This is a genomic window from Bacteroides finegoldii DSM 17565, assembly GCF_000156195.1.
GTDB classification, from domain to species: domain Bacteria; phylum Bacteroidota; class Bacteroidia; order Bacteroidales; family Bacteroidaceae; genus Bacteroides; species Bacteroides finegoldii.
In genome coordinates, this window is sequence record NZ_GG688329.1 from 78625 (window position 1) to 98558 (window position 19934).

Genomic DNA, 19934 nt, shown 5'->3' on the forward strand with positions numbered 1-19934 from the left:
TCATTATTATAGAGATGCAAGAAATCAGCTTCCGAAACGATATTTTGCCGTTGAAAGATAAACTCTTTCGATTGGCTCTCAGAATTACTCTGGATAGAGCTGAAGCCGAGGATGTCGTTCAGGATACCATGATAAGAGTGTGGAACAAGCGTGATGAGTGGCCGCAATTCGAATCGGTCGAAGCCTATTGCCTGATTGTGGCAAAGAATCTGGCGATAGACCGGAGTCAGAAGAAAGAAGCTCAGAATGTGGAACTCACTCCGGAAATGGAGGAGGAGCCTGATGCCAATAGTCCGTATGACCGGATGGTTCATGATGAAAAAATGAGGATCATTAACAGGCTGGTCGACGAACTTCCCGAAAAACAGCGGCTTATCATGCAACTGAGGGACATTGAAGGTGAAAGCTATAAAAAAATTGCAGCCCTTCTGAATCTGACCGAAGAACAGGTAAAAGTAAATCTGTTCAGAGCCAGACAAAAGGTGAAACAAAGGTATTTAGAAATTGACGAATATGGATTATAAAGATATAGAACAGCTCCTCGAGCGATACTGGCAATGCGAAACTTCCGTTGAGGAGGAAGCAACATTGCGCGACTTCTTCGCAAAGGAAGAAGTTCCGGCTCATCTGCTCCGTTATAAGAACTTGTTCGTTTATCAACAGGTTCAGCAAGAGGTAGGGCTGGGCGAAGACTTTGACGCGCGTATTCTGGCAGAGGTAGAGCCGGTGGTGGTAAAAGCAAAACGCTTGACGCTGGTCGGTCGCTTCGTTCCTCTCTTCAAGGCGGCTGCCGTAATTGCAATCATCCTTTCTTTGGGGAATGTGGCACAACATTCTTTCTCCGGAGATGACGGAAGTGTATTGGCGGCAGATACCATTGGTAAGCAGGTAACCGCACCGTCGGTCGCAATCTCGAATGACGTGAAAGCGGATCAGGCACTCGTTGACAGTTTGGCGAGGATTGATCATAAGGCGCACGTTATGAACGAATAGACATTTTCATTTGCTTTAAACATATAATATAGTTAGTGTGCTTAATTAAAACAACAACGAAGGCGAAACTGTGAAGTTTTCAATTCTCTCAATTTTTTAGATTAAAACTAACTAAATAAATGGGCTACCGCGTGATGCAGTAGCCCTTTTATGCTTTTAAACGGTCTTTATTTAAACTGTCTTTATTTGATCTGCCGTATATTTTTTCTTGGAGCATCCACTTCTTGAGGATCTCCTTTATAGGCAATATCACCGCTTCCTTTGACGCGGGCAACCAGCTTCTGACTGGCATAGCAACTGATGTTGCCGGAGCCGCTAATGCTTGCGTCTGTGTTTTCTGCCTGCAAATCGGCGGCCTGAATATTTCCTGATCCGGCAATAGAATAGCTCGCTTGAATGGCTTTGCCGTTCAGATTGATATTGCCCGAACCGGAAATACTTGCTTGACATTCCTGACTCTCTATTTGTTGTAGTCTTACATCTCCCGAGCCATTAATTGAAACGGCCATTTTTTGGCAATTGAATCCTTCTCCCTGAATGTTGCCCGAACCGTTGATGTGGAATTCAATATCTTTAGAGGTTTGTATCCCATTGATTAATCTTATATTTCCTGAACCGTTGACCGACAGTTTATTCAGCTCCGGAGCAAAAACTTTTATTTCCAGTTTTCCTTTCCAGATAGTGACATTCTTCTTGAATTTTATAATGAATGTACTACCCTCCACATACGTTTCTATAAGTGGTATGATGTTGTCGGAACCATGAATTTCGACATGGCTGCATGTGTCTTGCCAATAACTGATGTTGGCACTTCCCACTAGTTTGATTTCATTGAAGTGGTCGGCTTTCACTTCTTTGGAGATGTAATTCTTGCTGCCTACGATGTGTTTTCCCTGCAAGCAAGAGCCGGCAGTAAGTACTAGAAACATTCCCGTGACTAATACGAGCAATAAACTTGTTTTCATAATTACGCTTTTTTATGATTGATATAATGGTTAGACGGAAGAATTTGATCTAAAGTTGCATCTTCCATAAAGTTTTTCGTTAGCGTCTTCTTTTTTATTACTTTTGTGGCTGTTGATAGGAGGATTATAATGGATAAGATTATAGAAGATGATGAGTTAGGGCGTTTGGTGATACGCGTCAATTCACGTGCGAAAAGTCTTGTGTTTCGTACCAAGAGTGATGCTGTTTATGTTTCAGTTCCTCCTGGTACCACCCTGAAAGAAGTGAAACTGGCCATAGAGAACCTGCGTGGAAAACTTCTGGCCTCCCGGCAAAAAATCGCTCGTTCGTTGATTGGTTTGAATTATAAGATTGATGCGGAGCATTTTAAACTATCTTTGGTGTCGGGCGAGAAAGATCAGTTTCTGGCTAATTCCCGGTTGGGTGTCATGGAGATCGTTTGTCCGCCTCATGCTGATTTTACAGATGAAAAACTGCAAAGCTGGTTGCATAAGGTTATTGAAGAATCATTGAGGCGAAATGCCAAAAGTATTCTGCCTTCACGTTTGACCTTCTTGTCCAAGCAATGCGGATTGCCCTATTCGAGTGTGAAAATAAACTCCAGTCAGGGCAGATGGGGGAGTTGTTCGGCTCGAAAAGCTATTAATTTATCCTATTACCTGGTTTTGCTGCCTTCTCATTTGATAGACTATGTGTTGTTGCACGAATTATGCCATACCCGCGAGATGAATCATAGCGAACGATTCTGGGCATTGCTGAATCAATTTACAGAAGGAAAAGCATTGGCCTTGCGGGGAGAATTGAGAAAGTACCGTACGGAAATATAAAATGCTTTACAGCCAAGATAATATTTTTGCATTGTCACGAACTTAGTTTATTCTATCTTGGGTAAAGCCTTGTAAGCTCCTATTTCTGGCTGTCTTCTAAATCTTATACATTCCTGATGATGGTTCGTTATGATACGTAATAGGGGGATATGTCTTTATTATTTGGCTAATTGTTTAATCCCGTCCGATTCTTTTTCAAACTGATAAGCCCCTCCTTGTTCGCTAAGATCAAACGTAGAGACTAGTTCTGTGTTATTATCTACGATCAATAAAGCGCTTTGTTCTGCAAAACGTCCTACTTCTACCGTGTAAGGTTCTTCCGATATGGTTTTATTGGAGATAAGACTGTCGTTGACGAACAAAGAGATAGAATCTCCGGCAAAACCTTTTACCAGACTGATTGTATAGCTTTCGATGAAATGACGTTCTTCCTGCTTTTCCCGTTGTAGCCGCATACTCATGTATACGAAAATAACAACGACAAAGATGACGGCAAAAGCCAGAATTCCGTTGCCTACCATGAACTGTTTATTGGTGTTTAGACGATGTGCCATAGTGCTTATTTTTTTAATTGCGGTGTAAAGATACAAAGATAAGGCTGTTAATTCATACTTTTTTTCTTTAATGTTTTGTAGTCGAACAGATTATTTATATCTTTGCAACCGAAAACGGATGAAAGGTGGAGGGGCGATTAAGCTCCTTTTTTTGTTCTTATATAGTTAATAAATGATAGAAAAGAAAACTGTTTGTCAGATTGTAGAAGAGTGGCTGGAAGGAAAAGACTACTTTCTAGTAGAAGTGACCGTAAGCCCGGATGACAAGATCGTGGTTGAGATAGACCATGCAGAAGGTGTTTGGATTGAAGATTGTGTGGAGCTTAGCCGCTACATAGAGTCGAAACTGAACCGTGAAGAGGAGGATTATGAACTGGAAGTGGGTTCGGCCGGTATCGGACAGCCCTTTAAGGTGCTGCAACAGTATTACATCCACATCGGACAGGAAGTGGAAGTGATGACTAAGGGTGGACAGAAACTGACCGGTGTTCTGAAACATGCAGATGAAGAGAAATTTACAGTGTCTGTGCAGAAGAAAGTGAAAATGGAAGGTGCTAAGCGTCCGAAACTGGTGGAAGAGGACGAAACCTTCACTTACGAGCAAATAAAATATACTAAATACTTAATTAGCTTTAAATAGTTATGGCCAAAAAAGAAGAAACAATCAGCTTGATTGATACATTTTCGGAATTTAAGGAACTGAAAAATATCGATAGAACGACGATGGTTAGCGTACTGGAAGAGTCGTTTCGTAGTGTTATCGCGAAAATGTTTGGCACCGATGAGAATTACGACGTGATCGTGAACCCGGACAAAGGGGACTTCGAGATATGGCGTAACCGTGAAGTTGTGGCCGATGAAGACCTGACGAACCCGAATATGCAGATCTCATTGAGTGAAGCGCAGAAAATCGACGCTTCCTATGAGGTGGGTGAAGAGGTGACTGACGAAGTGATCTTTGCCAAATTCGGTCGTCGTGCTATCCTGAATCTCCGCCAGACATTGGCTTCCAAGATTCTGGAATTGGAAAAAGACAGTATTTATAATAAATATATAGATAAGGTAGGTACAATCATCAATGCAGAAGTTTATCAAATCTGGAAAAAGGAAATGTTGCTTCTGGACGATGAAGGAAACGAGTTGCTGTTGCCGAAGACGGAGCAAATTCCAAGCGATTTCTATCGTAAAGGTGAAACGGCCCGTGCGGTGGTTGCCCGCGTGGACAACAAGAATAATAATCCTAAGATTATCTTGTCACGTACTTCTCCCGTTTTCCTGCAACGTCTGTTCGAGATGGAAGTACCCGAAATTAATGATGGTTTGATTACCATCAAGAAGATTGCCCGTATCCCTGGCGAACGTGCCAAGATCGCGGTAGAATCTTACGATGACAGAATCGACCCTGTAGGAGCCTGTGTAGGTGTAAAGGGAAGTCGTATTCATGGCATTGTTCGTGAACTTCGCAATGAGAACATCGACGTAATTAATTACACATCGAACATCTCATTGTTTATACAGCGTGCTTTGAGCCCGGCTAAGATTTCTTCTATCCGTCTGAATGAGGAAGAGAAGAAAGCGGAGGTTTTCCTCAAACCGGAAGAAGTTTCGCTGGCTATCGGTAAAGGCGGTTTGAATATCAAACTGGCCAGTATGTTAACTGAGTACACTATCGACGTGTTCCGTGAGTTGGATGAGAGTGTAGCTGATGAGGATATCTATCTTGACGAGTTCAGAGACGAAATCGACGGATGGGTGATCGACGCTATCAAAGCTATCGGCATCGATACGGCGAAGGCTGTGTTGAATGCTCCTCGTGAGATGTTGATTGAAAAGACGGACTTGGAAGAAGAGACGGTGGACGAGGTAATACGCATTTTGAAATCGGAGTTTGAAGAAAGTGAGAATTGAAAATTGAGAGTTGAGAGTTGGGAGTGAAAGAAATCCATACTCATTCCACTCTCAACTTTCAATTCTCCACTCTCAACTTCTTAAAGCTCCATTTATTCATTAAATTTAAAATATGACGATAAGGTTAAACAAAGTTACAAGAGATTTGAACGTAGGAATCGCGACGGTAGTTGAGTTCCTGCAAAATAAGGGGTATACCGTTGAGGCTAATCCTAATACAAAAATTAGCGAGGAGCAATACGCTATACTCGTAAAAGAGTTTAGTACAGATAAGAACCTTAGACTTGAGTCGGAGCGTTTCATTCAGGAACGTCAGAATAAGGATCGTAATAAGGCGTCGGTTTCGATTGAAGGCTTTGAAAAGCAACCGGAAAAACCGAAGTCGGAAGATGTGATCAAAACAGTCGTACCGGAGGATGCACGCCCGAAGTTTAAACCTGTCGGGAAAATTGACTTGGATAAATTGAACGGTCGTAGAACTGAGAAAGTTGAGAAAGAACCGGAACAGAAGAAAGAAACTGTTGAAGAACGTCCAGTAGCTCAACCGGAAGTGAAGAAGGCACCTGAGGTGAAGGTAGAAGAGGTGGTAGCACCTGTTCAGGCGGAACCTGTGGCTAAACAAGTTGAACCGGTCAAACAGACAGAACCGGTGAAGCAACCGGAGGCTGTAAAACCGGAACCGGTGAAAGAGTCGGAACCTATAGTGGAAAAGCAACCGGCAGAAGTTGAAAAAGTAGTGGAGGAAGTGATTAAAGAAGAGCCGAAGGTAGAAGTTGCACCTGTGAAGGCGGAAGAACATTGCAGCATGGAACAACCTGTGAAAACAGTATCGGCGGAAGTAGCCCCGGAGACAACGGTAGAGAAAGAAACTTCTAAAGAAGAAGAGATATTCAAAATCCGTCAACCGGAATTGGGTGCGAAAATCAATGTAATCGGTCAGATTGACTTGGCTGCATTGAACCAGTCTACCCGTCCTAAGAAGAAATCGAAGGAAGAGAAACGCCGTGAACGTGAAGAGAAAGAGAAAATCCGTCAGGATCAGAAGAAGTTGATGAAAGAAGCTATCATCAAAGAGATTCGCAAGGATGACTCGAAACTGCAGAAGGGTGGAGTGAAAGATAATGTTGACGCAGCCGGAAACAAGAAAAAACGGAACCGTATCAACAAAGAGAAGGTGGACGTGAACAACGTGGCTACTTCGGGCTTTGCTGCTCCGAGACCGAATGTGCAAGGCAAAGGCGGTAACAATGGTGGCAACAACCAGGGTGGCAATAATAACCGTAAAAATAATAATAAGGATCGCTTCAAGAAACCGGTTATCAAACAGGAGGTAAGCGAGGAAGATGTAGCAAAGCAGGTAAAAGAAACTCTTGCTCGTCTGACAACCAAAGGTAAGAATAAGACTTCCAAATATCGTAAAGAGAAACGCGAGATGGCTTCCAACCGTATGCAGGAATTGGAAGATCAAGAAATGGCGGACAGCAAGGTATTGAAGCTGACCGAATTCGTTACGGCTAATGAACTGGCAACGATGATGGATGTTTCTGTCAACCAGGTAATCGCCACTTGTATGAGTATCGGTATCATGGTTTCCATCAATCAGCGTCTGGATGCTGAAACAATCAATCTGGTGGCTGAAGAATTCGGATTCAAGACCGAATATGTAAGTGCGGAAGTTGCTCAGGCTATTGTGGAAGAGGAAGACGCTCCGGAAGATCTGGAACCGCGCGCTCCGATTGTTACGGTGATGGGACATGTTGACCACGGTAAGACTTCATTGCTTGACTATATCCGTAAGGCGAATGTGATTGCCGGTGAGGCCGGAGGTATCACACAGCATATCGGTGCATATAATGTGAAGTTGGAGGACGGACGCCGTATCACATTCCTCGATACTCCGGGTCATGAGGCGTTTACCGCTATGCGTGCCCGTGGTGCGAAAGTAACGGATATCGCCATTATTATTGTAGCTGCCGATGATAACGTCATGCCGCAAACAAAGGAAGCAATCAACCATGCGATGGCGGCAGGTGTGCCTATTGTCTTTGCCATTAATAAGGTTGATAAGCCGACGGCAAATCCGGATAAGATTAAGGAAGAACTGGCTGCCATGAACTATCTCGTTGAAGAATGGGGTGGTAAATATCAGTCACAAGATATCTCTGCCAAGAAAGGCATAGGTGTGGAAGATTTGTTGGAAAAGGTATTGCTGGAAGCGGAAATGCTTGATCTGAAAGCGAATCCGAACCGTAATGCTACGGGTTCCATCATCGAATCTTCATTGGACAAGGGACGTGGATATGTAGCTACTGTGCTGGTATCTAACGGTACTTTGAAAGTGGGAGACATTGTATTGGCAGGAACAAGCTACGGACGTGTGAAGGCAATGTTCAACGAACGTAATCAGCGTATTAAGGAAGCAGGACCTGCCGAACCGGCATTGATTCTGGGATTGAATGGCGCTCCTGCCGCAGGTGACACATTCCACGTGGTAGAAAGCGATCAGGAAGCCCGTGAAATTACCAACAAACGTGAGCAGTTGGCTCGCGAACAGGGCTTGCGTACGCAGAAAATCCTTACATTGGATGAGTTGGGTCGTCGTATCGCTTTGGGTAACTTCCAGGAATTGAACATCATTGTGAAGGGTGACGTGGACGGTTCTGTCGAAGCATTGAGCGACTCCTTGATTAAGTTGTCTACCGAACAGATCCAGGTTAATGTAATCCATAAGGGTGTGGGAGCAATCTCCGAGTCGGATGTTTCTCTGGCTGCCGCTTCAGATGCGATTATCGTCGGATTCCAGGTACGTCCTTCGGGTGCTGCCGCTAAGATGGCGGAACAGGAAGGTGTCGATATCCGCAAATACTCTGTCATCTATGATGCAATCGAGGAGGTGAAAGCTGCTATGGAAGGTATGTTGGCACCGGAACTGAAAGAACAGGTGACAGCTACGATCGAAGTGCGTGAAGTATTCAACATCACGAAGGTGGGACTTGTAGCCGGTGCGATGGTGAAGACCGGAAAGGTGAAACGCAGCGACAAGGCTCGTTTGATTCGCGATGGTATCGTTATCTTTACCGGAAACATCAACGCTTTGAAACGCTTCAAGGACGATGTGAAGGAAGTGGGTACAAACTTCGAGTGTGGTATCAGTCTGGTGAATTGCAATGACATGAAGGTGGGCGATATGATCGAGACATTCGAGGAAATAGAAGTGAAACAGACATTATAAACTGTACTGTATTGAGAATAAACGGAGGCACAGAGTGAATTATAACTCCGTGCCTCTTTTTTCTTTATAGAAAGGAATATGACAACGATTGATATAATAATCCTTATAGTAGTGGGTGCAGGGGCGATTGTAGGCTTTATAAAGGGCTTTATCCGTCAGTTGGCCTCTATCTTGGGATTGATAGTCGGTTTGCTGGCGGCAAAGGCTTTGTATGCTTCTTTGGCGGAGAAGCTTTGTCCGGCAGTGACAGATTCGATGACCGTTGCGCAGGTATTGGCTTTCATAATGATATGGATTGCCGTTCCGTTGATTTTTGTGCTGATTGCCTCTTTGTTGACAAAAGCGATGAAAGCCATTTCGCTGAACTGGTTGAACCGTTGGCTGGGAAGCGGGTTGGGAGCGCTTAAATTTCTGTTATTAATAAGTGTGGTGATTGGAGCGATAGAGTTTGTGGATGGCGATAATAAGTTAATTAGTGCAACAAAAAAGGAAGAATCCTTGTTATATTATCCGATGGAGACGTTTGCGGGAATTTTTTTTCCTGCTGCAAAGAATATGACTCAACAATATATATTAGAGAATAAAGATGCAACAAGAAGAACCCAATAAATATGTAAAGGAACTGACGCAGGAGAAGTATAAATATGGCTTCACCACGGAAGTGCATACCGATGTCATTGAGCGTGGACTCAATGAGGATGTGATTCGTTTGATTTCATCGAAAAAGAACGAACCGGAATGGTTGCTGGAGTTCCGGCTGAAAGCGTACCGCCATTGGCTGACGCTGGAAATGCCTACATGGGCACATCTCCGTATTCCGGAGATTGATTATCAGGCTATTTCATACTATGCTGACCCGACGAAGAAGAAAGAGGGACCGAAAAGTATGGAAGAAGTAGATCCTGAACTTATAAAGACGTTTAATAAACTGGGAATTCCTCTGGAAGAACAGATGGCTCTTAGCGGGATGGCGGTGGATGCAGTAATGGATTCCGTATCCGTAAAGACGACATTCAAGGAAACATTGATGGAAAAGGGAATTATTTTCTGCTCGTTCAGTGAGGCGGTGCGCGAACATCCGGATTTGGTAAAGAAATATATGGGGTCGGTAGTGGGTTACCGTGACAATTTCTTTGCCGCACTGAATTCGGCAGTGTTCTCGGACGGCTCATTCGTCTATATACCGAAGGGAGTACGTTGTCCGATGGAACTTTCCACCTATTTCCGTATCAATGCCCGCAACACGGGACAGTTTGAACGCACATTGATAGTGGCGGATGATGATTCGTATGTTTCCTATCTGGAAGGGTGTACGGCTCCGATGCGGGATGAGAACCAGTTGCACGCCGCTATTGTAGAAATTGTTGTACACGACCGTGCGGAGGTGAAATACAGTACCGTTCAGAACTGGTATCCGGGAGATTCCGAAGGTAAGGGCGGTGTATATAACTTTGTGACGAAGCGTGGTAACTGCAAAGGGGTGGACAGCAAACTCTCTTGGACGCAGGTGGAGACCGGTTCGGCAATTACCTGGAAATATCCTTCCTGTATTCTGACAGGTGATAATTCGACGGCCGAGTTTTATTCCGTAGCTGTGACAAACAATTTTCAGCAGGCGGACACCGGTACGAAGATGATTCATTTAGGGAAGAATACCCGTAGTACGATTGTAAGTAAAGGTATCTCTGCCGGACATAGCGAGAACTCCTATCGCGGGTTGGTGCGTGTGGCGGAAAAAGCGGATAATGCCCGTAACTACAGTCAGTGTGACTCGCTGTTGCTGGGGGATAAATGCGGTGCGCATACGTTCCCGTATATGGACATTCACAATGAGACGGCGGTAGTGGAGCATGAAGCTACGACGAGCAAGATCAGTGAAGATCAGATTTTCTATTGCAATCAGCGTGGTATCCCGACAGAAGACGCTATCGGGCTGATTGTGAACGGATATGCGAAAGAAGTATTGAATAAGCTTCCGATGGAATTTGCGGTAGAAGCACAGAAGTTGCTTACTATTTCGTTGGAAGGAAGCGTAGGATAAATGAATTTTAATCAAGATTATGTTAGAGATAAAAGACCTGCATGCCAGCATCAATGGCAAAGAGATATTGAAAGGCATTAACCTGACGGTAAAGCCGGGCGAAGTACACGCGATTATGGGACCGAACGGTTCCGGTAAAAGTACGCTTTCCTCCGTATTGGTGGGTAATCCTGCTTTTGAGGTAACGAAAGGTTCGGTTACTTTTTATGGAAAGAATCTGTTAGAACTGAGTCCGGAAGACCGCAGTCATGAGGGTATTTTCCTTAGTTTCCAGTATCCGGTAGAGATTCCGGGTGTGAGCATGGTAAACTTTATGCGTGCTGCTGTGAATGAACAACGCAAATATAAAGGTCTGCCTGCACTGACCGCCAGTGAGTTTTTGAAACTGATGCGCGAGAAACGTGCGGTTGTTGAACTGGACAATAAGCTCGCTAACCGTTCGGTGAACGAAGGTTTCTCCGGTGGAGAGAAGAAACGGAACGAGATTTTCCAGATGGCAATGCTGGAACCGCGTTTGAGCATTCTCGATGAAACGGATTCCGGTTTGGACATCGATGCGCTCCGTATTGTGGCCGAAGGGGTAAATAAACTGAAGACTCCCGAAACCAGTACGATTGTCATCACCCACTACCAACGTTTGCTCGATTATATCAAACCGGATATTGTGCATGTGCTTTACAAAGGTCGTATCGTGAAAACTGCCGGACCGGAACTTGCTCTGGAATTGGAAGATAAAGGTTATGACTGGATTAAGAAAGAAGTAGGAGAATGACGATGAATGCTGAACAACAATACATAGATCTCTTCTCACAAACGGAAGCCATGATCTGCAAACATAGCGCTGAGGTGTTAAATGCCCCTCGTGCTGCTGCTTTTGCCGATTTTGAGCGAATCGGATTTCCGACCCGTAAGATGGAGAAGTACAAATATACGGATGTAAGCAAGTATTTTGAACCGGATTTCGGTCTGAATCTGAACCGTCTTGCTATTCCGGTCAATCCGTATGAGGTGTTTAAGTGCGATGTTCCGAACATGAGCACAGCTCTTTATTTTGTGGTCAATGACGCATTCTATAATAAGGCACTCCCTAAAACCCATTTACCGGAGGGCGTTATTTTCGGTAGCCTGAAAGAGGTGGCCGAACAGTATCCGGAGTTGGTGAAGAAGTATTATGGTAAGTTGGCGGATACCTCCAAAGATGGTGTGACAGCTTTTAATACGACTTTTGCACAGGATGGTGTTATCTTCTATGTGCCGAAGAATGTGGTTGTGGAAAAACCTATTCAGTTGGTGAACATCCTGCGTGCGGATGTCAACTTTATGGTCAATCGCCGTGTGCTGATTATTCTGGAAGACGGTGCGCAGGCACGTTTATTGCTTTGCGACCATGCAATGGATAACGTGAATTTCCTGGCAACGCAGGTGATTGAGGTTTTTGCCGGAGAGAATGTGGTATTCGATATGTATGAGTTGGAAGAGACACATACCAGCACGGTGCGTTTCAGCAACCTGTATGTGAAGCAGGAAGCGAACAGCAATGTACATCTGAATGGCATGACGTTGCATAACGGTACAACCCGTAATACAACCGAAGTGTTGTTGGCAGGCGAGGGAGCTGAAATAAATCTTTGCGGCATGGCTATCGCTGATAAGAACCAGCATGTGGATAACAACACGAGTATTGACCATGCAGTGCCCAACTGTACGAGTAATGAGCTGTTTAAATACGTGCTCGATGATCAAGCGGTAGGTGCTTTTGCCGGGTTGGTACTGGTGCGTCCTGATGCGCAGCATACAAGTTCCCAGCAAACCAACCGTAATCTTTGCGCCACCCGTGATGCGCGGATGTATACACAGCCCCAGTTGGAGATTTATGCGGACGACGTGAAGTGTTCGCACGGAGCGACAGTGGGACAGCTTGATGAAAATGCGTTGTTCTATATGCGTGCACGTGGAATTGCGGAGAAAGAAGCGCGGTTGCTGTTGATGTTTGCATTTGTCAATGAAGTGATTGATACGATTCGTCTGGATGCGTTGAAGGACCGCCTTCATCTGTTGGTGGAAAAACGCTTCCGTGGTGAGTTGAACAGATGTCAGGGATGTGCAATCTGTAAATGAACATAAAAATGGATATTCAAAAGATACGTGAGGATTTTCCGATCTTGAGCCGTACGGTTTATGGTAAGCCTTTGGTTTATTTCGACAACGGTGCGACGACGCAGAAGCCTCGTCTGGTGGTCGATTCGTTGGTAGATGAATATTACTCCGTGAATGCAAATGTGCATCGCGGCGTACATTATCTCTCTCAACAGGCTACGGAACTGCATGAAGCTTCTCGTGAGACGGTACGTCAGTTTATTAATGCCCGTACTACTAACGAAGTGATCTTCACTCGGGGAACAACGGAAAGCATTAACCTGCTTGTCTCCAGTTTCGGTGATGAATTTATGGAAGAAGGAGATGAAGTTATCCTTTCGGTGATGGAACATCACAGCAATATCGTTCCCTGGCAGTTGTTGGCAGCCCGCAAAGGTATTGCCATCAAAGTAATCCCGATGAACGATAAAGGTGAGCTATTGTTGGATGAATATGAGAAACTCTTCTCCGAACGTACTAAAATTGTCAGTGTAGTCCAGGTTTCCAATGTCTTGGGCACTGTGAATCCGGTCAAGGAAATGATTGCGACAGCACATGCCCATGGTGTGCCTTTCCTGGTAGATGCTGCCCAGTCCATTCCTCACATGAAGGTGGACGTGCAGGATTTGGGAGCCGATTTTCTAGTGTTCTCTGCCCATAAGATATACGGACCGACAGGAGTCGGCGTGCTGTATGGAAAAGAAGAGTGGTTGGACCGTCTGCCGCCTTATCAAGGAGGAGGAGAGATGATTCAGCATGTCTCTTTCGAGAAAACGACGTTTAATGAACTTCCTTTCAAATTTGAAGCCGGCACACCGGATTATATCGGTACGACCGGATTGGCGAAAGCCCTTGATTATGTGAACGGTATCGGCATGGAACGGATTGCGGATCACGAACATGAACTGACTAATTACGCTTTGCGACGATTGAAGGAAATTCCCGATATGCGTATATTCGGTGAAGCTTCCGACAGGGGAGCTGTAATTTCTTTCCTGGTAGGTAATATTCATCACTTTGACTTAGGGACGTTATTAGACCGTTTGGGTATCGCTGTCCGCACAGGACATCATTGTGCACAACCTTTGATGCAGCGACTTGGCATTGAAGGTACCGTCAGAGCTTCGTTTGCTATGTACAATACGAAAGCTGAAGTAGATGCATTGGTGGCAGGAATCGAACGTGTCAGCCGTATGTTTTAGTCCATAAAACAAAATAGTCTCATATATTAAATCGCTGTTCCTTGAAGGAATGGCGATTTTTTTATTCTTTAACTAAAAAAAGTTCCCTCCGAGTGCAGTTATTTGGAGTTTGATGCGTCTAATATATAAAACGAATATTTGGAGGGTCGTGAGACTATGCTTATATTATAAATTCTCTCTCTTTAACATTAATGGCAGCTATATCGTAAAATACATACGGTATAGCTGCAACTTTTTCATGGACACTGCTATTCATCCCTTTTTGATTTTCTTTCTTTTTTACTTGCTTTTTTCGATTGATTTCCATATTTTTAGCGGTTGTAAACCCTTTAATAATTTTGGATCTATGGATGACATTCTTTTCTGGCTGGTTCCGGTCGCTTCCGTGTTGGCCCTCTGTTTTGCCTATTACTTTCATAAGCAAATGATGAAAGAGAGTGAGGGTACACCTCAAATGATAAAGATAGCTGCCGCTGTGCGCAAGGGAGCTATGTCTTATTTGAAACAACAGTACAAAATAGTAGGTTGCGTATTCTTGGGATTGGTGATTTTGTTTTCGATTATGGCATACGGCTTCCACGTACAAAACGCATGGGTTCCCATTGCCTTCCTGACAGGTGGTTTCTTCTCCGGTCTTTCCGGTTTTCTTGGAATGAAAACGGCTACTTACGCTTCGGCACGTACCGCTAATGCAGCTCGCAATTCACTGAATGCGGGGTTAAGAATCGCTTTCCGGAGCGGTGCGGTGATGGGGCTCGTAGTTGTCGGTCTAGGTTTACTTGATATTTCCTTTTGGTATCTGTTGCTGAATGCGGTGATTCCTGCTGATGCACTGACACCTACTCATAAACTCTGTGTGATTACCACTACCATGCTTACTTTTGGGATGGGAGCTTCGACGCAGGCGCTTTTTGCCCGTGTGGGCGGAGGTATCTATACGAAGGCTGCCGATGTCGGGGCTGACCTGGTAGGTAAGGTAGAAGCCGGAATCCCGGAAGATGATCCTCGCAATCCGGCTACTATTGCCGATAATGTCGGTGACAATGTCGGTGATGTGGCAGGTATGGGAGCTGATTTATACGAATCCTATTGCGGCTCTATTCTGGCAACGGCTGCGCTGGGTGCTGCCGCCTTTATCCATTCGGCGGATACGGCAATGCAGTTTAAGGCAGTGATTGCGCCTATGCTGATTGCAGCTGTCGGAATCATTCTTTCTATTATAGGTATATTCGCTGTCCGTACTAAAGAGAATGCGACGATGAAAGATTTGCTTGGCTCATTGGCATTTGGGACAAATCTTAGTTCGGTACTTATTGTTGTTGCCACTTTTTTGATACTATGGCTTTTGCAGTTGGATAATTGGATTTTGATTTCTTGTGCCGTAGTAGTCGGCCTGCTGGTCGGCATTGTCATCGGACGTTCTACGGAATATTACACCTCCCAATCCTATCGTCCTACACAAAAGTTGAGCGAGAGCGGTAAGACGGGACCTGCGACTGTCATTATTTCCGGTATAGGGTTGGGTATGCTTTCTACAGCAATTCCCGTAATTGCTGTGGTGGTTGGTATCATTGCTTCTTATCTGCTGGCTTCCGGTGGTGATTTCACTAATGTCGGAATGGGATTGTACGGAATCGGCATTGCGGCTGTCGGCATGCTTTCTACGTTGGGCATTACGTTGGCGACCGATGCTTACGGTCCGATTGCGGATAATGCAGGTGGTAATGCCGAGATGTCCGGGCTAGGCGCTGAGGTCCGTAAGCGTACTGATGCGCTCGACTCGTTGGGAAATACGACTGCGGCTACCGGTAAAGGTTTTGCGATAGGTTCTGCGGCACTGACCGGCTTGGCTTTGCTGGCTTCTTATATTGAAGAAATACGAATCGGCTTGACACGTCTTGGAAGCGTGGAGCTTACTTTCCCGGATGGTGGAACTGTCAGTGTGGCAAATGCCACATTTGTAGATTTCATGAATTATTATGAAGTAAACCTGATGAACCCGAAAGTCCTTTCAGGTATGTTCCTTGGCTCGATGATGGCTTTCCTGTTCTGTGGACTGACAATGAACGCTGTTGGGCGTGCGGCGGGACACATGGTAGATGAGGTGCGTCGGCAGTTCCGTGAGATTAAAGGTATTCTGACAGGAGAGGCGGAGCCGGATTACGAACGTTGTGTTGCCATCTCTACGAAAGGCGCTCAACGGGAAATGGTTGTTCCCTCCTTGATTGCCATTATCGCTCCTATCTTTACCGGGCTCATCTTTGGCGTTCCCGGTGTGCTTGGGTTGTTGATTGGCGGTTTAAGTAGTGGCTTTGTATTGGCTATTTTTATGGCTAATGCCGGAGGAGCATGGGATAACGCAAAGAAATATGTGGAAGAAGGTAACTTCGGTGGAAAGGGAAGTGAGGTTCACAAGGCGACGGTAGTGGGTGACACGGTGGGTGACCCCTTTAAGGATACGTCCGGTCCGAGCTTGAATATTTTGATAAAGCTTATGAGTATGGTAGCTATTGTGATGGCAGGGCTTACTGTTGCTTGGAGCTTATTTTAAAAAGTGAGAAATAAGGAAGAAAAAGGAGGCGAAATACGGTCTCCTTTTTTATTTCGTTTAATTTTGCAGCTAAATAAAAACGATAAAGATGTTATTACCTTATTTAAATGAGAATCTGATTGAAGCAGGATGCGATGAGGCCGGTCGTGGCTGCCTGGCAGGAGCGGTATATGCTGCTGCGGTTATTCTTCCGGGAGATTTTAAGAATGAGTTGTTGAATGATTCCAAACAACTGACGGAAAAACAGCGTTATGCATTGCGTGAGGTCATACAACGGGAAGCGGTGGCTTGGGCGGTTGGTGTTGTCTCACCGGAAGAAATTGATGAGCTAAATATTTTGCGCGCTTCTTTCCTGGCCATGCATCGTGCCGTTGATCAATTGGCTATTCGTCCCCAACATTTGCTGATCGATGGAAACCGTTTTAATAAATATCCCGGCATTCCTCATACAACGATTGTGAAAGGGGATGGAAAGTATCTTTCAATAGCGGCCGCATCTATATTGGCAAAGACATACAGAGATGATTATATGAATCGTCTTCATGAGGAGTTCCCTTATTATGATTGGGATCACAATAAAGGCTACCCGACTAAAAAGCACCGCGCGGCTATTGCCGAACGGGGAACGACTCCTTACCATCGAATGACCTTCAATTTGTTGGGAGATGGACAACTGACTTTAGGTTTTTAAATCAGTTTGGGCTTCTTCTATTCTCATCCGTTCTACATTTTTTTGCAGAATAGACACGTTTTTGTTATGTATAACCGCAAAAATGTTCTATTTAGGCTAAAAAGCTGTTGATTAGTGCTTTTATTTGTTATTGAAATACTATATATTTGCAAACAATAACAAGGATTAAAAAGTATAAAATCATGGCAACGAACAAGCTACTTTCTTTTATGAAGCTCATTGGGATGACCTTCATTATGACAATTATTACTCTTCCTGCGAATGCGCAGTTCTTACGTACTTCTTATTTTATGGAAGGTACACACTATCGTCAGCAATTGAATCCCGCTTTGACACCGACGAAAGGATTTATTAATCTTCCGGTGATAGGTGCCGTCAATGCAACGGTTGGTTCTACTTCATTAGGTTATCAGGATATTATTGATATTATAGACGACGGTGGTGATTTTTATACCAAACCAGATTTCATGAACCGTTTGAAAGATAATAATACGCTGAATGTGAATTTCAGTACTGAAATCCTTTCTGCTGGATGGTATAAAGGAAAGAACTTCTGGTCATTCAATATTGGTCTTCGTACAGATATTGGTGCTAATTTGACCAAATCAATGTTTACGTTCCTAAATCAGATGGAGACAATAGAAGACAATTGGAGAAATAGCAACTATGATATTAGTGGTCAGCAATTGAATATCAATGCTTATACAGAAATAGGTTTAGGACTTTCCCGCCAGATTAATAGTCGTTTGACTGTTGGTGCTAGAGTAAAGGCTTTATTAGGTATTGGTAATATGGAATTGAAGCTTAATAGAATAGCAATGAGTGCTAATCTACCTACTGACCAACAAATAAATGAATGGTCTAATGATAGCTATTGGAGTGGCTCTTTGGGGGAGATTGAAACAAAAGCTAAAGACTTGAAAGCAAAGTTTGATAACTATCATGCAAACCTCACTGTTGGTGCCGAGCTTAAGAGTTCTTTCAAAGGTTTAGAATTAAAAGAAGAAGAGGGTAAAGATTATGTAACTGATTTTGACTTTGATAGTGGAAATTTAGGTATAGCTGGTTATGGTTTTGGCATTGATTTAGGTGCGTCTTATAAAATTCTGGATAATTTGACTGTATCTGCTTCTATTCTCGATTTAGGTTTTATTTCTTGGTCTAAATCAAGTACAAAGATTGCATCTGCTAATCCGGATCCAATCAATATTAAAGGAAGTACTTATGCAGATATGATTAATATAACTGACCCACAAAATAGTGTTAAGGGTGCATTGAATCAGCTACAGAATGATACTGAAAATTATATGGATCTTGTGACGCAAGGTGATGTGCTTAACTATGATATGTTGCAGCTCGAAGTAGGTGAAGCTAAAGAATCTCGGAAATCTCGTCTTGCTTCTACTTTAGTATTAGGTGCAGAATACGGTTTCTTCAATAATAAATTGGCTGTTGGTGTATTGTCAACAACTCGTTTTGTACAACCAGATGCCCTTACTGAATTGACATTGTCAGCAAACTATCGTCCGAAGAGTTGGTTTAACGTAGCGCTTAGTTATTCGGCTATTCAGTCAGCAGGTAAGTCTTTCGGACTTGGTTTGAAATTGGGACCGATCTTTCTTGGAACTGACTATATGTTCTTAGGAAAGAACTCAAACTCAGTTAATGGATTTATCGGAGTTTCTATTCCATTGAATAAAAGAAAAGCTTGCTGTAAACAAGGATAAAAAATAATTTCTCTCTCTATTCTCTTTTTATTAATTTCTCTAGAAGAAAAAACGTATAATGTGCAGCTTGTCGCTTATGGTTTATATAAGATGACAAGCTGTTTTTATTTTGCAGGTTTGGACGACCTCAATTATGTGGAGTAGTATTCCATACAAGAGGTTCTGAGTTGAATTTAGAACCATTTGATTTTCCGGAATATCACGAACGCCAATGTTGACAATCCGATGGAGAAGAGCACAATCAACGAGAAAGCGAAAGGTACTTCTTCTAGGTGGATATCCACATTCATACCATAGAAGCTGGCAATCAATGTCGGGAGCATTAATACAATGGATAAACTGGTCATGCGTTTCATGATTGTATTCACATTGTTCGAGATGATGGAAGCGAAAGCGTCCATTGTGCCTGTAAGGATATCACTGTAAATATTGACGGTATTGAGTGCCTGTTTCAATTCAATAATAACATCCTCTACCAATTCCTTGTCCAGGTAATCCGTGTCTTGGAAAATCGTTTTCAGTTTGCCGATCATCACTTCATTGCCCCGTATGGAAGTATTGAAATAAACCAGTGTTTTCTGCAATCGCATCAGGCGAAGCAGGTCCTCATTACGGATACTGCGTTCCAATTCCTTTTCCGCAGCACTGATGTCCAGATTTATCTGTTTCAGATATTTCAGAAACCATACGGCAGAAGAATAGATAAGCCGTAAAATCAAATCCAACTTATTGCGGACAATGATACCTTTCCGACGGGTATGCTCGATAAAGTCCGGCAGCAAATCAGTGTTGTAATAACAGACGGATATGATGATTTCATTATTGGTGATAATGCCGATGGGGACAGTGCCGAAAGGCAGATTCTCGTTTTGCTTGTTCTGCACCGGGATGCGCAGAATGGTGAGCAACCAATTCCCCTCCGTGTCTGTACGCGGACGTTCGTCGGTATCGGCAATATCATCAAGAAATGATTCGGGAACATTTAGTGTTTTAGTCAGAAATTCAAAGTCATCATTGTTCGGGCATACTACGTTGACCCAGCTATTGGGCAGCCATTGTGCTTTTTCCACAAAGCCAGCCTCACAATAAAGATACGTTCTCATCTT

18 protein-coding genes are annotated in these 19934 nt (G+C 43.8%); 14 read left to right on the top strand and 4 right to left on the bottom strand.

What is annotated here, in order from left to right; all coding sequences use genetic code 11:
• The first annotated feature begins 14 nt into the window (after nucleotides 1-14).
• Nucleotides 15-524, top strand: coding sequence for an RNA polymerase sigma factor (locus BACFIN_RS04810; protein ID WP_007756441.1), 510 nt, complete (start codon nucleotides 15-17; stop codon nucleotides 522-524).
• The gene (locus tag BACFIN_RS04805; RefSeq protein WP_007756443.1) at nucleotides 514-993 is read left to right on the top strand and encodes a hypothetical protein; all 480 of its coding nucleotides are present in this window, start codon (nucleotides 514-516) and stop codon (nucleotides 991-993) included. Before BACFIN_RS04810 ends, BACFIN_RS04805 begins: the two co-directional genes overlap by 11 nt.
• Nucleotides 994-1175: 182 nt before the next feature.
• Here BACFIN_RS04805 and BACFIN_RS04800 read toward each other — a convergent pair whose 3' ends face one another.
• Nucleotides 1176-1958 carry a head GIN domain-containing protein gene (locus BACFIN_RS04800; RefSeq protein ID WP_007756445.1) on the bottom strand — a complete coding sequence of 261 codons (783 nt, stop codon included), beginning with the start codon at nucleotides 1956-1958 and terminating at the stop codon, nucleotides 1176-1178.
• Between the two features lie 129 nt (nucleotides 1959-2087).
• Between BACFIN_RS04800 and BACFIN_RS04795 the strand changes: the two genes are divergently transcribed.
• A complete protein-coding gene (locus tag BACFIN_RS04795; protein ID WP_007756449.1) occupies nucleotides 2088-2786 on the top strand; it encodes a YgjP family zinc-dependent metalloprotease in 699 nt (232 codons plus the stop codon).
• A 158-nt stretch (nucleotides 2787-2944) separates the two neighbouring features.
• On the opposite strand, the gene BACFIN_RS04790 is transcribed toward BACFIN_RS04795, so the two are convergent.
• Nucleotides 2945-3340 carry a hypothetical protein gene (locus tag BACFIN_RS04790; RefSeq protein WP_007756458.1) on the bottom strand — a complete coding sequence of 132 codons (396 nt, stop codon included), beginning with the start codon at nucleotides 3338-3340 and terminating at the stop codon, nucleotides 2945-2947.
• Between the two features lie 172 nt (nucleotides 3341-3512).
• Here BACFIN_RS04790 and rimP point away from each other — a divergent pair, with 172 nt between their 5' ends.
• From rimP to BACFIN_RS04750, 8 genes are all read left to right on the top strand, one after another.
• The gene (gene rimP, locus BACFIN_RS04785; RefSeq protein ID WP_007756461.1) at nucleotides 3513-3980 is read left to right on the top strand and encodes a ribosome assembly cofactor RimP; all 468 of its coding nucleotides are present in this window, start codon (nucleotides 3513-3515) and stop codon (nucleotides 3978-3980) included.
• Between the two features lie 2 nt (nucleotides 3981-3982).
• On the top strand, nucleotides 3983-5248 hold the full coding sequence (nusA, locus tag BACFIN_RS04780) for a transcription termination factor NusA (protein WP_007756462.1): 1266 nt from the start codon (nucleotides 3983-3985) through the stop codon (nucleotides 5246-5248).
• A 112-nt stretch (nucleotides 5249-5360) separates the two neighbouring features.
• The gene (gene infB, locus BACFIN_RS04775) at nucleotides 5361-8480 is read left to right on the top strand and encodes a translation initiation factor IF-2 (RefSeq protein WP_007756463.1); all 3120 of its coding nucleotides are present in this window, start codon (nucleotides 5361-5363) and stop codon (nucleotides 8478-8480) included.
• 78 nt (nucleotides 8481-8558) lie between these two features.
• On the top strand, nucleotides 8559-9089 hold the full coding sequence (locus BACFIN_RS04770; protein WP_007756464.1) for a CvpA family protein: 531 nt from the start codon (nucleotides 8559-8561) through the stop codon (nucleotides 9087-9089).
• Nucleotides 9067-10521, top strand: a complete 1455-nt coding sequence (gene sufB, locus BACFIN_RS04765; protein WP_007756465.1) for a Fe-S cluster assembly protein SufB — start codon at nucleotides 9067-9069, stop codon at nucleotides 10519-10521. Before BACFIN_RS04770 ends, sufB begins: the two co-directional genes overlap by 23 nt.
• 19 nt (nucleotides 10522-10540) lie before the next feature.
• A complete protein-coding gene (gene sufC, locus BACFIN_RS04760) occupies nucleotides 10541-11293 on the top strand; it encodes a Fe-S cluster assembly ATPase SufC (protein ID WP_007756466.1) in 753 nt (250 codons plus the stop codon).
• Between the two features lie 2 nt (nucleotides 11294-11295).
• Nucleotides 11296-12639, top strand: a complete 1344-nt coding sequence (gene sufD / locus BACFIN_RS04755; protein WP_032839849.1) for a Fe-S cluster assembly protein SufD — start codon at nucleotides 11296-11298, stop codon at nucleotides 12637-12639.
• An 8-nt stretch (nucleotides 12640-12647) separates the two neighbouring features.
• Nucleotides 12648-13859, top strand: a complete 1212-nt coding sequence (locus BACFIN_RS04750) for a cysteine desulfurase (RefSeq protein ID WP_022276254.1) — start codon at nucleotides 12648-12650, stop codon at nucleotides 13857-13859.
• A gap of 160 nt (nucleotides 13860-14019) precedes the next feature.
• Here the strand turns inward: BACFIN_RS04750 and BACFIN_RS23430 are convergent, their stop codons facing one another.
• Nucleotides 14020-14166, bottom strand: a complete 147-nt coding sequence (locus BACFIN_RS23430; protein WP_229101746.1) for a hypothetical protein — start codon at nucleotides 14164-14166, stop codon at nucleotides 14020-14022.
• A gap of 39 nt (nucleotides 14167-14205) precedes the next feature.
• Between BACFIN_RS23430 and BACFIN_RS04740 the strand changes: the two genes are divergently transcribed.
• The 3 genes from BACFIN_RS04740 (at nucleotide 14206) to BACFIN_RS04730 (ending at nucleotide 18828) form a co-directional block, all read left to right on the top strand.
• Nucleotides 14206-16410, top strand: coding sequence for a sodium-translocating pyrophosphatase (locus BACFIN_RS04740; RefSeq protein WP_007763251.1), 2205 nt, complete (start codon nucleotides 14206-14208; stop codon nucleotides 16408-16410).
• A gap of 88 nt (nucleotides 16411-16498) precedes the next feature.
• Nucleotides 16499-17101, top strand: coding sequence for a ribonuclease HII (locus BACFIN_RS04735; protein WP_007756479.1), 603 nt, complete (start codon nucleotides 16499-16501; stop codon nucleotides 17099-17101).
• 182 nt (nucleotides 17102-17283) lie between these two features.
• On the top strand, nucleotides 17284-18828 hold the full coding sequence (locus BACFIN_RS04730) for a DUF5723 family protein (protein ID WP_007756482.1): 1545 nt from the start codon (nucleotides 17284-17286) through the stop codon (nucleotides 18826-18828).
• A 173-nt stretch (nucleotides 18829-19001) separates the two neighbouring features.
• Here the strand turns inward: BACFIN_RS04730 and BACFIN_RS04725 are convergent, their stop codons facing one another.
• Nucleotides 19002-19931 (bottom strand): magnesium transporter CorA family protein, encoded by a 930-nt coding sequence (locus BACFIN_RS04725; RefSeq protein ID WP_007756488.1) that lies wholly within the window; start codon nucleotides 19929-19931, stop codon nucleotides 19002-19004.
• Nucleotides 19932-19934 lie beyond the last annotated feature (3 nt).

What these genes read in the sequence shown, in the direction of transcription:
- BACFIN_RS04800 (WP_007756445.1), bottom strand. Translation starts at nt 1,958, where the DNA reads ATGAAAACAAGTTTATTGCTCGTATTAGTCACGGGAATGTTTCTAGTA.
- BACFIN_RS04790 (WP_007756458.1), bottom strand. Translation starts at nt 3,340, where the DNA reads ATGGCACATCGTCTAAACACCAATAAACAGTTCATGGTAGGCAACGGA.
- BACFIN_RS04750 (WP_022276254.1), top strand. Translation starts at nt 12,648, where the DNA reads ATGGATATTCAAAAGATACGTGAGGATTTTCCGATCTTGAGCCGTACG.
- BACFIN_RS04795 (WP_007756449.1), top strand. Translation starts at nt 2,088, where the DNA reads ATGGATAAGATTATAGAAGATGATGAGTTAGGGCGTTTGGTGATACGC.
- BACFIN_RS04805 (WP_007756443.1), top strand. Translation starts at nt 514, where the DNA reads ATGGATTATAAAGATATAGAACAGCTCCTCGAGCGATACTGGCAATGC.
- sufC (WP_007756466.1), top strand. Translation starts at nt 10,541, where the DNA reads ATGTTAGAGATAAAAGACCTGCATGCCAGCATCAATGGCAAAGAGATA.
- BACFIN_RS04735 (WP_007756479.1), top strand. Translation starts at nt 16,499, where the DNA reads ATGTTATTACCTTATTTAAATGAGAATCTGATTGAAGCAGGATGCGAT.
- BACFIN_RS04730 (WP_007756482.1), top strand. Translation starts at nt 17,284, where the DNA reads ATGGCAACGAACAAGCTACTTTCTTTTATGAAGCTCATTGGGATGACC.
- rimP (WP_007756461.1), top strand. Translation starts at nt 3,513, where the DNA reads ATGATAGAAAAGAAAACTGTTTGTCAGATTGTAGAAGAGTGGCTGGAA.
- nusA (WP_007756462.1), top strand. Translation starts at nt 3,983, where the DNA reads ATGGCCAAAAAAGAAGAAACAATCAGCTTGATTGATACATTTTCGGAA.
- sufD (WP_032839849.1), top strand. Translation starts at nt 11,296, where the DNA reads ATGAATGCTGAACAACAATACATAGATCTCTTCTCACAAACGGAAGCC.
- BACFIN_RS04770 (WP_007756464.1), top strand. Translation starts at nt 8,559, where the DNA reads ATGACAACGATTGATATAATAATCCTTATAGTAGTGGGTGCAGGGGCG.
- BACFIN_RS04810 (WP_007756441.1), top strand. Translation starts at nt 15, where the DNA reads ATGCAAGAAATCAGCTTCCGAAACGATATTTTGCCGTTGAAAGATAAA.
- infB (WP_007756463.1), top strand. Translation starts at nt 5,361, where the DNA reads ATGACGATAAGGTTAAACAAAGTTACAAGAGATTTGAACGTAGGAATC.
- BACFIN_RS23430 (WP_229101746.1), bottom strand. Translation starts at nt 14,166, where the DNA reads ATGGAAATCAATCGAAAAAAGCAAGTAAAAAAGAAAGAAAATCAAAAA.
- sufB (WP_007756465.1), top strand. Translation starts at nt 9,067, where the DNA reads ATGCAACAAGAAGAACCCAATAAATATGTAAAGGAACTGACGCAGGAG.
- BACFIN_RS04740 (WP_007763251.1), top strand. Translation starts at nt 14,206, where the DNA reads ATGGATGACATTCTTTTCTGGCTGGTTCCGGTCGCTTCCGTGTTGGCC.
- BACFIN_RS04725 (WP_007756488.1), bottom strand. Translation starts at nt 19,931, where the DNA reads ATGAGAACGTATCTTTATTGTGAGGCTGGCTTTGTGGAAAAAGCACAA.